16 protein-coding genes are annotated in these 16,180 nt (G+C 32.8%); 7 read left to right on the top strand and 9 right to left on the bottom strand.

Going from position 1 to position 16,180, the window contains the following annotated elements; genetic code table 11:
• Window positions 1-148: 148 nt before the first annotated feature.
• Window positions 149-907: an exodeoxyribonuclease III gene (locus JFU20_RS24065; protein ID WP_002014658.1), complete on the bottom strand. Its 759-nt coding sequence runs from the start codon at window positions 905-907 to the stop codon at window positions 149-151.
• A 154-nt stretch (window positions 908-1,061) separates the two neighbouring features.
• Here JFU20_RS24065 and JFU20_RS24060 point away from each other — a divergent pair, with 154 nt between their 5' ends.
• From JFU20_RS24060 to JFU20_RS24050, 3 genes are read left to right on the top strand one after another with little or no spacing between them, the layout of a single operon-like run.
• Window positions 1,062-1,634 carry a bifunctional transcriptional activator/DNA repair enzyme AdaA gene (locus JFU20_RS24060; RefSeq protein WP_002014656.1) on the top strand — a complete coding sequence of 191 codons (573 nt, stop codon included), beginning with the start codon at window positions 1,062-1,064 and terminating at the stop codon, window positions 1,632-1,634.
• A gap of 4 nt (window positions 1,635-1,638) precedes the next feature.
• Window positions 1,639-2,163, top strand: a complete 525-nt coding sequence (locus JFU20_RS24055) for a methylated-DNA--[protein]-cysteine S-methyltransferase (protein WP_002014654.1) — start codon at window positions 1,639-1,641, stop codon at window positions 2,161-2,163.
• A 2-nt stretch (window positions 2,164-2,165) separates the two neighbouring features.
• Window positions 2,166-3,077: a DNA-3-methyladenine glycosylase 2 gene (locus tag JFU20_RS24050; RefSeq protein WP_002014652.1), complete on the top strand. Its 912-nt coding sequence runs from the start codon at window positions 2,166-2,168 to the stop codon at window positions 3,075-3,077.
• A gap of 33 nt (window positions 3,078-3,110) precedes the next feature.
• Here the strand turns inward: JFU20_RS24050 and JFU20_RS24045 are convergent, their stop codons facing one another.
• Together JFU20_RS24045 and pepT are read right to left on the bottom strand one after the other, a co-directional pair.
• Complete coding sequence (locus JFU20_RS24045; RefSeq protein WP_002014651.1) at window positions 3,111-4,175, bottom strand: lactonase family protein; 1,065 nt, start codon at window positions 4,173-4,175, stop codon at window positions 3,111-3,113.
• Window positions 4,176-4,276: 101 nt separating this feature from the next.
• Window positions 4,277-5,509, bottom strand: a complete 1,233-nt coding sequence (gene pepT / locus JFU20_RS24040; protein WP_002014650.1) for a peptidase T — start codon at window positions 5,507-5,509, stop codon at window positions 4,277-4,279.
• 182 nt (window positions 5,510-5,691) lie between these two features.
• On the opposite strand from pepT, the gene JFU20_RS24035 reads away from it, so the two are divergent.
• On the top strand, window positions 5,692-6,336 hold the full coding sequence (locus JFU20_RS24035; protein WP_002014649.1) for a YczE/YyaS/YitT family protein: 645 nt from the start codon (window positions 5,692-5,694) through the stop codon (window positions 6,334-6,336).
• 67 nt (window positions 6,337-6,403) lie between these two features.
• On the opposite strand, the gene JFU20_RS24030 is transcribed toward JFU20_RS24035, so the two are convergent.
• Both JFU20_RS24030 and JFU20_RS24025 read right to left on the bottom strand, forming a co-directional pair.
• Window positions 6,404-6,979, bottom strand: coding sequence for a histidine phosphatase family protein (locus JFU20_RS24030; protein ID WP_033710040.1), 576 nt, complete (start codon window positions 6,977-6,979; stop codon window positions 6,404-6,406).
• 210 nt (window positions 6,980-7,189) lie between these two features.
• Window positions 7,190-7,579 carry a VOC family protein gene (locus tag JFU20_RS24025; RefSeq protein WP_002014647.1) on the bottom strand — a complete coding sequence of 130 codons (390 nt, stop codon included), beginning with the start codon at window positions 7,577-7,579 and terminating at the stop codon, window positions 7,190-7,192.
• 426 nt (window positions 7,580-8,005) lie between these two features.
• Between JFU20_RS24025 and JFU20_RS24020 the strand changes: the two genes are divergently transcribed.
• Window positions 8,006-10,726, top strand: coding sequence for a putative bifunctional diguanylate cyclase/phosphodiesterase (locus JFU20_RS24020; protein WP_201038943.1), 2,721 nt, complete (start codon window positions 8,006-8,008; stop codon window positions 10,724-10,726).
• Between the two features lie 99 nt (window positions 10,727-10,825).
• On the opposite strand, the gene JFU20_RS24015 is transcribed toward JFU20_RS24020, so the two are convergent.
• The 4 genes from JFU20_RS24015 to JFU20_RS24000 are packed head-to-tail and all read right to left on the bottom strand — an operon-like array spanning window position 10,826 to window position 14,140.
• Window positions 10,826-11,890, bottom strand: a complete 1,065-nt coding sequence (locus JFU20_RS24015) for an undecaprenyldiphospho-muramoylpentapeptide beta-N-acetylglucosaminyltransferase (protein ID WP_002014644.1) — start codon at window positions 11,888-11,890, stop codon at window positions 10,826-10,828.
• Window positions 11,891-11,911: 21 nt separating this feature from the next.
• Window positions 11,912-12,220, bottom strand: coding sequence for a DUF6572 domain-containing protein (locus JFU20_RS24010; RefSeq protein WP_002014642.1), 309 nt, complete (start codon window positions 12,218-12,220; stop codon window positions 11,912-11,914).
• A gap of 25 nt (window positions 12,221-12,245) precedes the next feature.
• Window positions 12,246-13,157 carry an SDR family oxidoreductase gene (locus JFU20_RS24005; protein WP_002165222.1) on the bottom strand — a complete coding sequence of 304 codons (912 nt, stop codon included), beginning with the start codon at window positions 13,155-13,157 and terminating at the stop codon, window positions 12,246-12,248.
• On the bottom strand, window positions 13,154-14,140 hold the full coding sequence (locus JFU20_RS24000) for a UDP-N-acetylglucosamine 4,6-dehydratase family protein (protein WP_002165221.1): 987 nt from the start codon (window positions 14,138-14,140) through the stop codon (window positions 13,154-13,156). The genes JFU20_RS24005 and JFU20_RS24000 overlap by 4 nt, the downstream gene beginning before the upstream one ends.
• Before the next feature lie 466 nt (window positions 14,141-14,606).
• On the opposite strand from JFU20_RS24000, the gene JFU20_RS23995 reads away from it, so the two are divergent.
• Both JFU20_RS23995 and JFU20_RS23990 read left to right on the top strand, forming a co-directional pair.
• Window positions 14,607-15,785 carry a DUF2515 domain-containing protein gene (locus JFU20_RS23995; protein WP_002165220.1) on the top strand — a complete coding sequence of 393 codons (1,179 nt, stop codon included), beginning with the start codon at window positions 14,607-14,609 and terminating at the stop codon, window positions 15,783-15,785.
• Complete coding sequence (locus JFU20_RS23990) at window positions 15,760-16,161, top strand: CBO0543 family protein (protein ID WP_002165219.1); 402 nt, start codon at window positions 15,760-15,762, stop codon at window positions 16,159-16,161. The genes JFU20_RS23995 and JFU20_RS23990 overlap by 26 nt, the downstream gene beginning before the upstream one ends.
• Window positions 16,162-16,180 lie beyond the last annotated feature (19 nt).

The raw sequence follows: 16,180 nt of genomic DNA, 5'->3' as shown, positions 1-16,180 counted from the left end.
TTCATCCATCGATAACCTTTTTCAATGATAATGATTATCGTTACTAAGTATATATTTAATATGCAATTATTTCAAGAATGATTTGAAAAATTTTAACAAACTGAATTAAAAAGAAGTATCCGCCTATTATTAGCGAGATACTTCTTTTTTAGAAATTTATATGTAATTCAACTGGACAATGGTCTGATCCCATCACTTCACTGTTAATTTTCGCATCGGTAATTTTATGTTTTAGCCTTTCAGAAATCACAAAGTAGTCTAAACGCCAACCGATATTTTTCGCTCTTGCACCCATACGGTATGACCACCATGAGTACGCTCCTTCTTGATCAGGATAAAGATAGCGATACGTATCAATGAATCCCGCCTCTAAAACACATGTAAATTTCTCTCTTTCTTCATCCGAAAAACCAGGATTTTTCCGATTACTTTTCGGATTTTTTAAATCTACTTCTTTATGGGCAACATTTAAATCTCCACAAAAAATAACTGGTTTCTTTTCATCTAATCGCTTAATATAGGCCCTGAAATCATCTTCCCATTCCATTCTGTAATCTAAACGTTCTAATCCTCGTTTAGAATTTGGTGTATACAGCGTTATCATATAAAAATCATCAAATTCTAACGTAATAACTCGTCCTTCTTGATCATGCTCTTCAATCCCTAAACCATATGTAACAGAAATCGGTTCTTTTTTCGTGAAAATAGCCGTTCCTGAGTAGCCTTTTTTCACAGCATAATTCCAATATGTATAGTATCCCTCGGGATTTAAATCAATTTGTCCACTTTGTAATTTAATTTCCTGTAAACAAAATATATCTGCATTAGATTCTTCTAGATATTCTAGAAATCCACCTTTTGCAATAACTGCTCGCAAACCATTTACATTCCATGAAATCAACTTCATCTATGTTCCTCCTCTTGATGTGCATTTTCAATTTTCATGCTAACACAAAATAGATACCCTATCATAGTTTCATCTTTGTAATCTTGCTCTTACATTCGTAAATACGTACATACGTACTTTATTCAGGTTATACTAATGCCAGAGGTGATGTTCTGTGCATAATGAAGAGTTCACAGTAACAAATGAGTATTGGCAAGCAATTATTCATAATGACTCCACATATGATGACAAATTCTTTTACGCTGTAAAATCAACCGGTATTTTTTGCCGACCATCATGTAAATCGAGAATACCGAATAAAAACAATGTACGTATTTTTCTTAAGGCAGAGCAAGCATTACATGAAAATTTTCGTCCGTGTAAACGTTGTAAACCAAACGGGCTAACTTTACCTAATGAAGAATGGGTAGAGCAAATTAAAGAATATATCCAAAAACATTATTGTGACGTGCTAACCCTCGACCTACTCGCAGAAATATGCCATGGTAGCCCTTATCATCTACAACGCACTTTCAAGAAAATTGTAGGGATTAGTCCAATAGAATATATACAGCAATTCAGAATTAAAAAAGCGACAGAATACCTTTCACATACAAATCAATCCATTATGGAAATTAGTACTGATGTCGGGATAGAAAATCCGGAGTATTTCGCGACTTTATTTAAAAAGAAGACAGGATTTACCCCTACTGAATATCGAAAAAAGAATGGAATAAAAGAGGTATGAAATAATGAAACCATATGAAAATAAAACTATATATTGGACATTGCTTATTCATAAACATTGGCGTATGCATATTGCAGCTACTTCAAATGGATTATGCTTCATCGGATCGCAAAATGAAACTTTTGAAGAACTAAATACGTGGGCTAGCAAAAAACTGCCACAACATACATTCATCCAAAATCCAGATTATCTGCAAACATATACAAAAGAACTTATCGAGTATTTGGAAACCAAACTAGAAACCTTTACAATTCCTATCGATGTTTACGGAACTGCATTTCAATTAGCTGTTTGGAATACGGTACGTGAAATTCCTTATGGGGAGACACATTCTTATTCAGAGATTGCGGAAAGAATTCAAAAACCTAACGCTGTACGTGCAGTTGGGACTGCCGTTGGGGCAAATCCTCTGCTTATCACTATTCCTTGTCACCGCGTTATTGGGAAAAATGGTAAACTTACCGGTTTTAGAGGTGGTTTAGAAATGAAAAAAGAATTGCTCAAATTAGAAGCGCTTCGGGAGGAGTAAATATGACAGAGGATTGTAATGAAATATTGTCTTTAGTCGTTCCAAAAGAATTTAGTTTTCAAGAAAACTTACGCTATCTATCGCGTTCTAAAAATGAATGTATGTTTCATATTGAAAACAATAAAATCTATAAAGTCATTCCTGTTCAAAACATAAATTCATTAGTTGAAATTGGTTTGAATGCCGATAGTAATATTCAAATACGTTTTTTAGGAGAATCATATGTCTCTGAAAAATGGGCACACGATGCCGTATCTAACTATGTAAAAGAGTGGTTTGATTTAACTACTGATTTAGCTCCCTTCTATAAATTAGCTAAACACGACCCACTCCTTCAAAAACCCATTAAAGAATTTTACGGTCTTCGTACTTTGGGAATTCCGGATTTATTTGAAGCACTATGCTGGGGGATTCTAGGTCAACAAATCAACCTCACATATGCCTATACTCTAAAAAGAAGATTAGTCGAAAATTTTGGCGATTATGTAGATTGGAACGGTAGAAAACATTGGATATTCCCATCACCTGAAGTAATAGCAAATTTAGATGTAGAAGATCTCGCAACATTAAAAATGACTACAAGAAAGTGCGAATACTTAATTGACGTCGCGCAGCTCATTACAGAAGGTAAATTATCAAAAGAATCTCTATTACAAATACAAGATGTGAAACAAGCTGAAAAACAATTAACTAGCATTCGCGGTATAGGGCCCTGGACGGCTCACTATGTTTTAATGCGTTGCTTACGATTCCCTTCAGCCTTTCCAATTGATGATGTCGGCCTGCATAATGCTATCAAATTTATAACAGGTGCCGAAAAAAAACCGACTAAAAATGAAATAAAAGAATTTGCAGTAAATTGGATACATTGGGAGTCTTACGCGACTTTTTATTTGTGGCGGGTGCTATATTAAAATTTCCTAATAAAAATAGATAGGGAAACCTATCTATTTTTTCACATGTAAAAACTTCACACATACTGGCTCTGGAACATTTACGTCCGTCTGTACAAGCGTTAGCTCCCCTGTCATTTCATCCCTAGCAAATAAAGTCAAAGTATTAGATCTTTCATTCGCTGCAATTAAAAATTTTTCATCCGGATCTAAAGAAAAATCACGTGGCCAATCCCCTTCTGTCGATACTGTTTCAATAAAAGCGAGCTCTCCATTGTGCTCATTCACTCGGAAAACCGCGATACTATTATGTCCCCTATTTGCTGCGTAAACAAACTTGCCATCAGAAGAAATGTGAATTGCACTTCCGTAACTATCTTTTCTAAAATCTTCAGGTAATGTAGAAATGTATTGTTTTTCTTTAAAACTGCCACTCTTTGCATCATATTGAAGTACAATAATCTCTGAACTTAATTCTGTCATAACATATGCATACTGCGCACTTGGATGAAATATAAGATGCCTTGGACCACTACCATGTTTTACAGATAACCGTGTAACTTCTATTAGTTCTCCATCACTTTCTTTATATGTAATCACCTTGTCTATTCCTAAATCAACTGCTACTACATATTTTTCATCAGGAGTAAAATCCATATAATGAGCATGTGCCTTTTCTTGCCTTTCCTTATTTGGTCCTGACCCTTTATGTTCTACAATTACCGTAGCAGCATTTAAACTTCCATTATCCTTTTTCACTAAATAGGACTCTACTGTTCCTTTATGATAATTAGCTGCTACTACTATACTATTCTCCCGATTCACACTTACATAGCACGGCGATACCCCTTCTAAAACTTGCATGCTAATCGAATTTAGATTACCGGATTTATTATGAATGGAAAAACTAGCAATTCCACCTAACCCATTATCTTTCGCAACAGAATAAAGGTACTCGTTGTTATGACTAATCGTTACATATGTCGGACTTCCTATATGAGCTGCTAATTCAATCCCTTTAAGTTCTCCGATGTTCGTATCAAGTATAAATTTATAAATCCCCTTACTCTCTGCTTTGGTATATGTCCCTATATAACCATGAAACTGATTTTCACTCATAACATTTCCCCCTTTTACAAACGTCTTGTAACAAGTTTCACTTTGTATTTTTTACTATAGAAAAGAACCAAGTAGCACTTCATTACTACTTGGTTCTCTTTTTAAGCTTGTTCTTCAAATCGTCTTGCGATTTCTACAATTACTTGAACAGCTTTTTCCATAGTATCTACCGAAACATACTCAAATTTACCGTGATAGTTTTCACCACCAGTGAAAATATTTGGCGTTGGTAATCCCATATACGATAATTGTGATCCATCTGTTCCACCACGAATTGGATGGATGTTCGGTTCGATATTTAAACTTTTCATCGCTTCATATGCAATATCAACAATTTCTCGCACTGGTTCAATTTTTTCAAGCATGTTATAGTACTGATCATTCATCTCTAAAACAATCGCATCTTCACCGTACTTCTCTTGCATATTTTTCACAATATCTTTAATGTTATTTTTACGCGCTTCAAAATGATTACGATCAAAATCTCGAATAATATAGTAAGCTTTACTTTGCTCGACATCACCATTTAAAGAGAGTAAATGATAAAACCCTTCATATCCCTCTGTATATTCTGGCGCCTCTTCTACTGGCAACTGTCTATCGAATTCCATAGCGAGTTTACTTGCGTTACGCATTTTATTTTTCGCTGTTCCAGGATGTGTATTTGTCCCTCTAAAAGTTAATTTGGCGCTTGCAGCGTTAAAACTCTCATATTCTAAACCACCTAATGGACCTCCGTCCATCGTATAAGCAAATGATGCACCAAACGCTTCTACATCAAAATGAGCTGGCCCACGACCAATCTCTTCATCTGGTGTGAATGCTACTCTTATTTTTCCATGCTTAATTTGCGGATTATGTATTAAATAATTCATTGCGACCATGATTTCTGTAAGACCAGCTTTATCATCTGCTCCAAGAAGTGTTGTACCATCAGTTGTAATAATTGTATGTCCTTTATATGATGGTAATTCCGGGAACTGTTCAGGTGTTAACACAACATTTAATTCTTCATTTAACGTAATCGCATTACCATCAAAATTTTCATAAATTTGTGGTTTTACGTTTTTCCCTGTAAAATCTGTTGCTGTGTCTAAATGAGCTAAAAACCCTATTACAGGAACATCCTTATCTGTATTAGCAGGCAGTGTTGCCATTACGTAACCATTTTCATCCATCGTCACTTCTGATAACCCAATCTCTTTTAACTCTTTCACTAATAACTTACCAAATTCAATTTGCCCTGGTGTTGTAGGCACTGTATGACTTTCTTCATTTGATTGTGTATCAATCTTTACATATCTCGTAAATCTTTCAATAAGTTCTTGTTTCAAATTCGTTCACTCCTTTTATAGTTCTCTCTCTATTATAATCCTTAAAACGAAATATTTTAACTTTTTTGACTGTGCAAATATATATCCATTTACATTTTTAATAAATCATAAAAAGACATAATATTTGTACATTGAAATTCAAACATGTAATATACATCATTATATATTGGGAGGTTTTAAAGATGAGGCTAACTCTCTTTCGCTATTTTCTTTTTTTCCTAGGATTAATTTTTTTTGGACTTGGAAATGCTCTCGCAGTCAAAGTTAAATTCCTCGGTTTACATCCTTGGGAAGTTTTAAATATGGCTCTCTACCAACGATTTGGGTGGACAATTGGCACTTGGAGTGTCATATGTGGATTATGTCTCGTCCTTATCTCTTTACTAGTAGATCGAAAATATATAAACGTGGGCACATTTTTAAATGCACTACTTATCGGTCCTATTATGGACTTTTTCTTACAATCAAAAATCCTTCCAAACGCTAGTGATTATTTATGGATAAACTTACTCATTTTATTTTCTGGTATTGCAATTACAGGAATTGGGGGCGGCATGTACGTCGCGGCTGGCATTGGTGCTGGACCCCGCGATGGATTCATGCTTACCATTTCTGACAAAACTGGGTTATCTATTAGCCGTGCTCGAATCATTGTAGAATGCTTTGTACTAGTCATTGGATTCATGCTAGGAGGTCCTGTTTTTATCGTAACTTTTCTATACACTTTTATTCAAAGTCCAATATTTCAGCATTCATTTAAGGTATTTCAAAAACTCTTACATACTTTAAATAACAAAAACAAAGAACGTATTAGTGAAAATATTTAAAACTCAACTTAATGCAAAAGAGTGTGTTTTAAAAGTAATTTTTAAAACACACTCCATATACCCCATTTCATTCTTCTCTCCATAATCTCTCTACATTCATTAATTGCTCTTCTTTAAATTCTAGCTTATATATATCCGGTTTGGATGTATTCATTAAAAATTCAAGTCCATATTGATTATCAAAATAGTTCATCATTAGTGTCATTACAAGCCCATGTGTACCAATTACAATTTTATGTCCTTGAAAATTCATTAATATTTCTTTTAACACTCTCACTACTCTTCGCTGACAATCCGCATATGACTCTCCATCCGTCAGTGCATATTCTGGATTAAAAAACATCTCCTTTACAAGTGGGTACACTTCCTTATCCGATATAATTTTATCTTCATTTAAAAACTTACACTCTTTAAGATTTTCATATACTAATATTTCTTTTTCATGGAATTTGGCTGACTCTTCTATCGTTAACATAGCCCGGCTATACGGACTGGAAATAAAAGTATCAATCCACTCCGTTTTTAATAAATCAGTTACTCTATGGGTATCCATTTTTCCCTTCTCAGTTAATCCACGTGTTCTTTCATCTCCTTCTAATTTAGGTGATTCACCATGCCTAACCATATAGATATATGTATTCATAAGTCCTCCCTTTTCTATATTCCTCTTTAAAGACATGACTATCAAACCCATAGGAATATACGTTCCTATTTTACATTTCCTCGAAATAGATTATCAAATATTAATTTTCAGATTATAAGGCGTAAAAAAGTTTCCCTTTGAGTTTATCCCCTCCAAGGAAACTTTTTTATATTTTCTTTTACTCTATCAAAATTCGAAACTTCTCTAGCCTCATTCTTCTATTTTCATCAATACAATTCTCCAACCATCCGGATCTTCTATCGTTATCCCCTTTTCTTTCCAATACGGATTTTCTGGTTCTACTTCACCATACCCCATTGTATGCAGCCTTTTACTCACTTTTTTCATTTCACTATCTTCTCGCATGTAAAATACAAGTAAGTTATCTTTTGTTGGAGCTGGACATGGGCTCCCATCTATATATCTTGTAAATTCTAAATGATATTCTTCATCTGGTAGTCCAAACATGACGCCATCGTAACCTTCATGACCGTAAAATTCACCTATACGCTTTAAACCTAATCCTTTTTCATAGAATGCTATAACCTCTTCAAACTTATCTGTTGGACGTGCTATTCGAAACTTCACCCAATTTTTCATGCTTTTCCTCCCATACTAAAAACGTAATGAATGACTATATTTTATTGTATATACTTAAAACATTTTTGAAATCCCTCATTAGTATGAAAATAGATACATACAAAGGTGTTACTTACTAGCCTATAACAATCAAAAACTCACCTAGAAAGAAAATCCCATCATTTTATATGCAAATTTGCATCTCCACTTGCAAAGCACTAAAAAACCTTTAAAATATACTGGATGACTAAATATACAATTCCCATCTAAAATCTTGATACACTAAAAATCATTAAATGTAGTGTTTTTTCATTTTCAAGAATTATTGCACTCTTATTTTTTTCCTTATAAGCATGCTTTTTATAAGGAAATCTGATACAATCCTTAAGTAATATTATTATGTACAGATATTACGAATATAGTACATGCTTAAAGAAGGTGATTTTTTTGAAATTAAATAAAAATTTACAGCTATGTATATTAATCACAACATTAATATGCTATTCAATCTATTTTATGTTTTTCTTTCTGTTCCCTACTCATTTTTCAAATTTCAATGTACGCTTCGCTTCACTCATCGTTGAAGTCATTACATTTATATCGCTAATTTACTCTATATACTCTAAAAAAGTTAGTTCAAATCCTTTTTGGATATGTATTACAATTGCAATTGGTAGTTTTTTATTAGGAAAAGTAGTATATACGTATCAAGATACCTTTTTCGAACTTCCAATACATCATTTTACTATTTCTGATGTATTTTACATGTTTTTTCTATTCTTCTGCCTTATCGCTTTTTGCTATAAGATCTTAAAAGAATGCAATAAATGGGAAAAAGCTTTCTTTATTTGTGATATATGTATAGTACTTACTTCCATATTCACATTAGAATGGTATTTATTTAATCAGCCAAATTTAAATATATTCTCACTTTCACTCGCAGATATTTTCCTTTCATTTCTATATCCAATTGCAGATCTATTATTTCTTCTACTAGGTGTTAGTCTCTTTTTCCGCCCGACAATTTTTAAGTCCAAGCGGAAAATTTATATCTTTATTTTTGTATTAATTAGTTCTGCAACTTTTAACTATATTTATTTTTACTTAAATACCCATTTATCAACTGACACTATAACATTTTTACGTCTTTTATATAGAATACCTATATTGCTTATCGCAATAGCTGGGTCTATTTCAGAAGATGATAATAGCCATAAAAATCATTTCATTGTAAACCCTATACTAGGAAAGAAAGTTTTAGTCGTATTTCCCTATCTTGCTGTTGCAATACTAATCGGGTTTACATTAAAAGAACAAACATCGTCTTCAACTCTCATTACAGGAAATTGTATCGCTTTTGTTTTCGTACTTATTCGCCATTCTATTGTGCGTATGCAAAACGACACCCTAACAAAACGTTTACAAGTATTTAATGCTCAACTAGAAGAAAAAGTTACTTTAAGAACTTCTGATTTAGTCCATAAATCAGAGGCCCTATCTCAGAAACAACAAAAATTCAAATCATTATATGAATATCATCCTGATCCCATTTTTACGATTGATTTAAATGGAATATTCTTAAATGTAAATAAAGCAGGAAGTATACTACTTGGAGCACCAACGAACGAGTTACTTGGTGAGACATGTTTTTCTATTATTTTAGATGCAGATAAACATAAACTGATATCTGCATTAGAAAAAGTTAAACAACAAGAATCAGCATCCTTACAACTTAGTTCTCAATATAAAGATGGCTTTACTTATTTTTTATACGTTACCATCGTTCCTATTATGATAGATGGACAAATTTCAGGAAGCTATATTATGGTAAAGGATATTACCGCACTAAAAAAACAACAAGAAGAAATAAAATATTTAGCATTCCACGATACTGTAACGAAAATTGGGAATCGATCCTTTTTCCATAGGAAGCTAAGAAAATTTATAAAAAATGCTCAAACAACACAAAGTGAGTTTGCATTATTATATTTAGATTTAGATCGCTTTAAAGTAATTAACGATACACTTGGACATTCGTCAGGTGATTACATATTAGAAGAAGTAGCAAAACGTTTCCAATCATGTCTTCCATCACATACTCATCTGTCAAGAATCGGCGGCGATGAATTTACAATTTTAATCGAAAACTATACGGACTATGATTCCTTATTCAAGTTATGTAATCAATTATTTGAAAACATGAAAAAACCGTTTGTCATACATGAGCATAAATTAACTTTATCATTGAGTATCGGTATCTCCATTTATCCACATTCCGGAATCGATACCGCTACACTTCTGAAAAACGCTAATGTTGCAATGTATGATGCAAAGGCAAAAGAGCTTAACTCTGTCTCTATTTATGACGATGTAATCGCTAAAAAAATCGAAAGACGATTACGATTAGAAAAAGATTTACCAAACGCAATACAAAATGAAGAATTGTTCCTTTTGTATCAACCTCAAGTTGATAGTGGATCTAATAAAATTATCGGTGCAGAAGCTTTAATCAGGTGGAATCATCCTGAATTAGGTGTTATTTCTCCATACGAGTTTATTCCGATTGCAGAAGAAACACTACAAATTATTCCAATAGGAAAATGGACATTACAGCAGGCTTGTAAGCAAATGAAGCGTTGGCACGCACTCGGATATTCACATTTAAAAATAGGGGTAAATTTATCTGCTAAAGAATTTGAACAAGAAGGTTTTGTAAAGTCTATTTCTTCTACTTTAGCAACTACAGGCTTACCAGCAAGTTCCCTTGATCTAGAATTAACAGAACGAATTGCAATGATGGATGAGAGAGAAACATTGATAAAACTGCGTACACTAAAAAGTTTAGGGATTCACATTTCAATCGACGACTTTGGTACAGGCTATTCTTCCCTAGCCTACTTACCTTTATATCCAATCGATACGTTAAAAATCCCAAGAGAATTTATTACAATGTCTGAAACGTGTGAAGATGGAATGGAAATCATAAAAACAATCATCACATTAGCAAATACATTAGGAATGTCTGTCATTGCTGAAGGCGTAGAAACGAAAGAACACGCAAATTTCCTTCAAAAAAATAAATGTCAGTTTATTCAAGGTTACTATTACAGTAAACCTATTTATGCCAATGCATTTACTGAGCTATTAGAAATCGGTATTCACCAATAGTACATAGCTAATCGGTATAAGTAATAATGAATTTGAGTAACTATAGTAAAAAGGAAAGAAGATACCTTCTTTCCTTTTGTTTTTCTATTTAAATTTCTATTACTTCACCACTTCATTTATTATATCTATTAATTGATGAATCCCCTCATCATTTGTTTTCTTATATCCATTCATGTTTTGAATATATCTCTCCTTATTTGTATACAACTTATTTACTGCATGTGTAAATGTACTACTGTTTACTCTATCTTGAAGTAAAACTTCCGCATATCCTTGCCTAGAAAAATAGTCAGCATTTAAAACTTGATCCCCTCTACTGGAACCATTAGTTAACGGAATAAGCAACATCGGTTTCTTCAAAAATAACAATTCAGAAATAGCAGTAGAACCCGCTCTGGAAACTACAACACTTGCCATATTCAGTATATGCGGTAACTCTTCCCCTATATATTCAAATTGCATATAACCTTCCATTCCAATAGCTGGGTCCACCTTCCCTTTACCACACATATGAACAATATTAAAATTTAATAATAATGTATCTAAACTTTTCCTTACCATATCATTTATCCACTTAGCACCTTGACTCCCACCCATTATTAACAATACCGGTTTATCTTGCTGAAATTTACAATAGCTTCTTCCTCGTAATACGTTACCTCTCTCAATTTCTTCCCTTACAATTGGCCCTACATAAACCTTCTTCTCAGTACTTACATTACCCCCTGTTTGAGGAAATGTTGTGCATAGTTTTTTAGAAAAAGGTAATGCTATTTTATTTGCCAACCCTAACGTACTATCTGGTTCACGTATTATTATAGGTACACGATTTAACCATGCCCCTATAACTACAGGAACTGAAACAAATCCTCCTGCCGAAAAGATAACGTCAGGCTTCATTTTCTTAATTAATTTATAACTTTGTAAACAACCGTTTATAATTTTAAAAGGATCTTTAAAGTTCTCCCAATCCCAATATCTCCTAAGTTTTCCTGTTGAAATACTATTATACTTAACATTTTGAACTAATAATTTTTCAATTCCATTTTGAGATCCAATATACTCAACTCCCCATCCTTTTTCCATAAATTTAGGAATCAATACCATATTAATCATTACGTGTCCGGCTGTACCGCCCCCAGTAAAGAGAATCTTTTTATTCATAACTTATATCCACCTTTATCATTAAAAATCTAGCTTTATATTAATCTTTAACTCAAGTCCTATATCTTGTAAGAGATCTTTGATGAGTTCATAAAAATCATTTCCATACTCACTACACTCATACTGAGTAAAAACTTGAATCACATGCCTAGTTCTAGTCTCTAGTGCTGGCTTTATTCGATCAACCTTTTTTTCTTCCACATACGCTCGATATTGATTTATTGCCTCATAGAGGTGCAACACATGCGCTTCTTCATCTTTCCAATCCAACGTATCAACAATCGAAAGAAATAGCGTACTTTGATTATCTATCGCTTCATAACAATTCATATATTTGTTACATCCTTTTATATTTTTATTGAATGCAGATTTCACTACACTTCGCATATTCAAGTACATCTTTTAATGATTGCTGAAATTGAATTTCTGGGATCCATCCTAATTTTTTTATATCCTCTAATAATAAATTTTCATTTGAGCTGCTCCCACTATTCTCTTTTTCTTTTATAGTAAAATTCAGCTGTGTTAATCCTTTAAATTGCTCCAATACATCTAATAAAGAGCGTTTTACTCCTGATCCAATATTATATTGTTTTCCATTTATACCATCACGTAATAACACATGATACGCTTTAACTGCATCACGTACATCTAGAAAGTCTCTACTATCTTTCAAACTGTTTACTTCAATAATCGCTTTACTTCTACCCGATTCTATATCTATCATTTTTTTTGCGAGAATTGAACAAACACCATTCGATACTCCTGGACCAATTAAATTTGAGGGCTTTGCAATGATAATATTTGAATCCATTAATCCGCCCCAAGCCTCCGCAATAATGACTTGCATAGTTTTACTTAAACTATATGGATTTGAAACTTTTATGTTTTTCATACTATCTGCTTGCAATGCAGATCCTATAACTAATGTTTTACAATGCGAGGCTTCCTGCTTAATGGCTTCTAATAAATATAAAGTCCCTATTACGTTAATCTCTATATATTCCAGAGAAGCTGTCCAAGACTCATTAACTGAGTTTCTTCCTGCTAAATGCAATACATAGTCTGGTTTTATTTGTTTAATTACCTTCATTACTTCACTCTTATTTGTTAAATCACAAGTAATACCATTTTCGATTTTTTCTCTATGTGAACGATTTTGAAACATAGGAATTACATGAAAGCCCTGCTCTAAAAAATATTGGCAAGCATGACGTCCTGTGAAGCCATTTGCACCAGTTATTAAAAGGCTCGCATTTCTTTTCATCGTAAAAACCCTCCTTTTTCTAACATTTGTTTCACCTCATGTTTTGTAAGTAAGTCTTGTTGAGAACTAAAACTCTTCACATCCACAAGCGGATAACTAGCATAATATTCTTGAAGTCCTTCTATAGGAATAGTCGGTAGTACCACAAAATAATTTTGATCAAAACTAATACTTGTTTTACTCTCTACCTCAGATAAAAGCATTTCACTTAATTTTTCACCAGGTCTTATCCCTACCTCTTTTATCTTCACGTTTTCTTTTTTTGAATCTTCAATCAATATTCTTGCTAAATCCGTTATTTTACATGCTGGCATTTTCATAACAAAGATTTCTCCTCCTCTTCCTTCAGATGCTGCTTTAAATAACAATCCAACAGCATCTTCAATGGTTAAGAAAAATCTAGTCATATTTGCATCGGTAATCCTTACTTTTGAAGATTGCTTAATTTGCTTTTTAAAAAGCGGTACCACACTTCCACTCGTTCCTAAAACATTTCCGCCACGAACACAAATGAATTTTGTTTTCTTCGTTTGCACATTCGCATGAACCATTAATTTTTCACCAATTGCTTTTGTCATCCCATACGTATTTGATGGATCGGCCGCTTTATCAGTTGAAACATATATAACTTTCTCAACTTGATTCTGGATAGATGCTTCAATTACATTTTGCGTACCATGTATATTTGTTTTTATAGCTTCATAAGGATAATATTCACATACTGGAACATGCTTTAAAGCTGCAAGATGAAATACATAATGTACACCTTGGCAAGCATATACTAGTTGCTCTTTATCACGAATATCTCCAATAATAAATTTTAATCTCTCTTCATTTATAAACTGTTGCTGCATTTCAAACTGAACCGTTTCATTCCTTGAAAAAACTCTAATTTCTTTCGGTGATTTTTCTAATAGTTGTTTTATAAGTTCATGTCCCCACGAACCTGTACCACCAGTAATTAAAATTATTTTATTAAGCATTCCTTTTCCTCCTACCATACATTTCAATTCAAATTGTATTTATTAAGGTTATTGAATTATTTTCAATTGATTCAAATCATAATCGTCGTTTGTTACATTTAATTGACAAAATAAAAAAACAGAAACTATTTTTTAATAGTTTCTGTTTTTCATTTCACTTCTTAGCAATTAGACTTTCTTTATACTGTTTGAATGATAACTATCTTACTGGTTTAAAAAACACCGCTCATTTATTTCTTATACTCGTAATAAAATAAAGTGAAACTTTAATTAGTGGGGATTTTGTCCATCCCCACTGATTATTAGTTGAATCAATCGGGCTTTTACGAGCAGCCCCACCCTCACCTAACTTCTTTGCTTTAGCCGACTTTTGAGATGGGAGTCTTACTGCTCGTTAATAGCGGGATAAATGGAATGATTCATAACCAATACTACATTTAAACTCATAGCAAAGGGAGGTAATGGAATGTACCAAAGCAATTCAAACAATACATCTAAAGAATTCTCAAAAGCACTCCCTCTCTCCCTATTCGACGTGAAAAACGAGTTACAACAAAAAAGCGATCTCATCTCTTCTGTTACCATATATAAATTAACGAAAGAAGAGCAACTTATCATCGATAAAATTAAAGCTCAGACAAAAGAACTAAATAAAAATAACGTCACAAGAACACGTGCATACTACCAATTTTACATTCAATATCCAGAAATACATTGGGCACTACTTGGGCATATCGTATCACGTAACGGTGGCTGGAATATGACAGATTTAAAGGGAGATTTATATACGAGGCTTTTATCCGAGAAAGATCAAATTACATTTTTCTCTTTTTTAGAAAGAGGAAATTGGCTCATTTTCCAAGATGTATATCCTCAATTTTTACTATATGAGCAAAGTGTAAAAAAATCAAAAAAGCTATTTCATCTTCTCACTCACTTAAATGTTTCTACATTTATGGAAACAATGTGGAACGATTTTTGGAAAACAGGTAACAAAAAAACATTAGCGATCGCAACTATTATTAATGAACAAAGCTACTTAGAAAAAAGAGTTATTCAAAATGCACACTTTAAAAAGACTGTATTAAATAGTATTGGATTTAAACTCTTTGATTTTTTTCAGTTTAATCATATCCTTTTCCCATTTTACGAAAATGATAAAAAGCAAAAAGTATTACTATTTGGTGATACAATGAAACATTTCACTTCTTTGCATGAACGAATTTCACTTGGAAAACGGTTGTATTCATTGTTATTTCGGGATACACATATTTTATCTCAAATAATAAACTGGGTCGATCACCATCCACATACAGGCTCAAGGAAAGATTACTGGCCTCATTTATTTTCTAGTGTAAATGAATCTTTTTCGCGTGAGTTTTATAAACGCCGAATAAAGAAATGCCAGTTACGTAGTGACGCGTATCGTATATACAGCCCTGCACTCATCTATGCATGGCGGGATATGAAACATGAAGAAGTTGAAAATGAAGATTGGTTTAACGATTGGCAAGTTGTAAATTATTTAGTTGATAAGGAGGAAAATATAAATGGAAAAATTACAGAAGACTACTGCAAAACACTCGAAAAAATTGAACTCGCAATTCTCGCGAAGAAAAATGTCCTCCTTCGAGAAAAAGAATGATTTTTTACCATTATTAGTTACAGTCTTACTTTCTTCTATTATTGGAACTTGCTTAGATGCTTTCTTTGTGCATACACAAATATATTCCTTTCCAGTTAGACCTTTCTCATCTATATTTTCAGTTAACATAGGCTTTACGTTGTTTGTTCTACCGATTTTAACAATCATTTTCATACAAATTTCAAAAACATTATCTGCAGTTTCTAGAACTCTATTTATTATTTTAATAGGGATTTGTGCTAGTATTTTTGAACAAGTTGCTGAGAGGTTAGGTTTATTTGTACATAACGGGAATTGGCATCATGCTTATTCTTTATTTGGATATATCATTTTCTTTTCTCTTATTTGGAAATTATATACTTGGATGCAAAAATAAAGAGACCGTTATAATAACG

Source organism: Bacillus sp. TH30 (genome assembly GCF_016650875.1).
Lineage (GTDB): Bacteria > Bacillota > Bacilli > Bacillales > Bacillaceae_G > Bacillus_A > Bacillus_A mycoides.
This window is presented reverse-complemented; position numbering and strand designations above follow the sequence as displayed.

Coding starts and splice junctions, on each gene's coding strand:
- JFU20_RS24010 (WP_002014642.1), bottom strand. CDS start 12,220: ATGAATTGTTATGAAGCGATAGATAATCAAAGTACGCTATTTCTTTCG.
- JFU20_RS24055 (WP_002014654.1), top strand. CDS start 1,639: ATGAAACCATATGAAAATAAAACTATATATTGGACATTGCTTATTCAT.
- JFU20_RS24050 (WP_002014652.1), top strand. CDS start 2,166: ATGACAGAGGATTGTAATGAAATATTGTCTTTAGTCGTTCCAAAAGAA.
- JFU20_RS24030 (WP_033710040.1), bottom strand. CDS start 6,979: ATGAATACATATATCTATATGGTTAGGCATGGTGAATCACCTAAATTA.
- JFU20_RS24045 (WP_002014651.1), bottom strand. CDS start 4,175: ATGAGTGAAAATCAGTTTCATGGTTATATAGGGACATATACCAAAGCA.
- JFU20_RS24005 (WP_002165222.1), bottom strand. CDS start 13,157: ATGAAAAGAAATGCGAGCCTTTTAATAACTGGTGCAAATGGCTTCACA.
- JFU20_RS24015 (WP_002014644.1), bottom strand. CDS start 11,890: ATGAATAAAAAGATTCTCTTTACTGGGGGCGGTACAGCCGGACACGTA.
- JFU20_RS24065 (WP_002014658.1), bottom strand. CDS start 907: ATGAAGTTGATTTCATGGAATGTAAATGGTTTGCGAGCAGTTATTGCA.
- JFU20_RS24035 (WP_002014649.1), top strand. CDS start 5,692: ATGAGGCTAACTCTCTTTCGCTATTTTCTTTTTTTCCTAGGATTAATT.
- JFU20_RS23990 (WP_002165219.1), top strand. CDS start 15,760: ATGTCCTCCTTCGAGAAAAAGAATGATTTTTTACCATTATTAGTTACA.
- JFU20_RS24000 (WP_002165221.1), bottom strand. CDS start 14,140: ATGCTTAATAAAATAATTTTAATTACTGGTGGTACAGGTTCGTGGGGA.
- JFU20_RS24025 (WP_002014647.1), bottom strand. CDS start 7,579: ATGAAAAATTGGGTGAAGTTTCGAATAGCACGTCCAACAGATAAGTTT.
- JFU20_RS23995 (WP_002165220.1), top strand. CDS start 14,607: ATGTACCAAAGCAATTCAAACAATACATCTAAAGAATTCTCAAAAGCA.